This window comes from Psychrobacter cibarius, from assembly GCF_904845955.1.
GTDB classification, from domain to species: domain Bacteria; phylum Pseudomonadota; class Gammaproteobacteria; order Pseudomonadales; family Moraxellaceae; genus Psychrobacter; species Psychrobacter cibarius_B.
Genome location: NZ_CAJGYX010000026.1, coordinates 1 through 1,499 on the forward strand (window position 1 = coordinate 1; position 1,499 = coordinate 1,499).

2 protein-coding genes are annotated in these 1,499 nt (G+C 34.6%); one reads left to right on the plus strand and one right to left on the minus strand.

The window, feature by feature from the left end; genetic code table 11:
• A partial coding sequence (locus tag JMV76_RS14990) for a hypothetical protein (RefSeq protein ID WP_227690464.1) occupies positions 1-284 on the plus strand: 284 nt, incomplete at its 5' end.
• A 177-nt stretch (positions 285-461) separates the two neighbouring features.
• Here the strand turns inward: JMV76_RS14990 and JMV76_RS14590 are convergent.
• Positions 462-1,307 carry an IS630 family transposase gene (locus JMV76_RS14590; RefSeq protein ID WP_201503185.1) on the minus strand — a complete coding sequence of 282 codons (846 nt, stop codon included), beginning with the start codon at positions 1,305-1,307 and terminating at the stop codon, positions 462-464.
• Positions 1,308-1,499 lie beyond the last annotated feature (192 nt).

The window sequence follows — 1,499 nt, forward strand, 5'->3', positions numbered from 1 at the left end:
GTAAGGGTTTTAATAAGTTTAAAGATTTTACAGTAAGAGATTATAGAATACATTGGATTAATTGCCTATTCGCTCCGAAAGATATTGAATATGTATTCGAAACTTATAATAGCTACGTTAATCACAAAGATGATTTAGATCAAGTTGCTAGTGTAAAAGGTATTTTTACTATATTTGCAACAGGTGGTATAGGATTTTTGGCATCTTATCATGCAAATGTACAAAGTAAAAGTCCAGATTTTTTTCAAAAGACCCACAATTTTTCTTTAATTTATCATTTATGATTTTTTATGCTTTATTATTTGTATCTTTGATATATTTCATATTTTACCTTATGAAGGATTTATTCTTTGATTTTATAGACCTCTTTAGAAAGAATAATGAGGTTACGGAGGTTAGAAAAAAAAGACTTGCCTATTATATATAGTTAAGTCGTTATAAAATCGTTACAGCCTATATAGTTAAGTCGTTATAAAATCGATACAACCTATATCATGAAATAGTTTAGGCAGATTATTCTCCATCCACCCTTGGCGTAGAAACTTAGCTTGAGCCCATTTCTTTTCAATGGGGTTTAGATCAGGACTGTAGGGTGGCAGCCATAGAATACGATGACCGTGCCTGTTCAGTAGTTTTTGAATACGCTTGCTCTTATGAAAGCGGGCATTATCCATAACGATCACGCATTTAGTCTTGAGACTTGGAATTAGCGTGAACTTGCACCAGTCATAAAATATATGGCTGTTGATATTTTGTTCAAAGTAATCAAGCGCAAACAGCATCTTTTTATACAAAGCACCGATGACATTAGTGCGCTTTTTTGCTTGCCAGTTGAAGCTGTCGATACAGGGTTTGCCTATCGGTGAGTATCCGTAAGGTCTTATAGTTTCAGCCTCAAAGCCGCTCTCATCCATATACACAATGGGATAGCCTTGCTGTGTAAAGCGATCAAGCTTACTCTGATACGACGCTCTTTTATCAGGCAGGCTTTTGGATGCTCTAAGGTCTTTTTTTTGACTGATACCTAGGCGTTTTAAAGCAGTGTGCATGCCGGTCTTACTACAGTTGAATCGCCTAGCTCGCTCATACAAATAGTCATCTGGATGTTGTTCAACGTCTTTTAAGAGAGCTTCATTCGGTATTTTAGTCGGTGGTTTATTCCGGGTTTGTTTGATACTTGAATCTTTGAGCCAGCGCTGTAATGCGGTTTTGCTAATATTATAAAAAGTACAAGCCTGACGGATACTCATGTCTTTGTTTTTGACACTTTTAATCACTTGTGCTCGAAAATCTGCTGAATAGGTCATTTGTTATTCTGCCATTTCGCTTGTTTTAAAACGATTGTATCTTATTTAAAAAGAACTGACTATAGCGTTTACTTTGTGGATTTTGTTAGTTAATGGGTTTTTTTCAATGTATTAATAAATAGAGAGATATACTTTAGAGGTCATTAGAATAATGCCCAACATCATTGGATTATAGATTCTTAATAAAAAAAA

Coding starts and splice junctions, on each gene's coding strand:
- JMV76_RS14590 (WP_201503185.1), bottom strand. CDS start 1,307: ATGACCTATTCAGCAGATTTTCGAGCACAAGTGATTAAAAGTGTCAAA.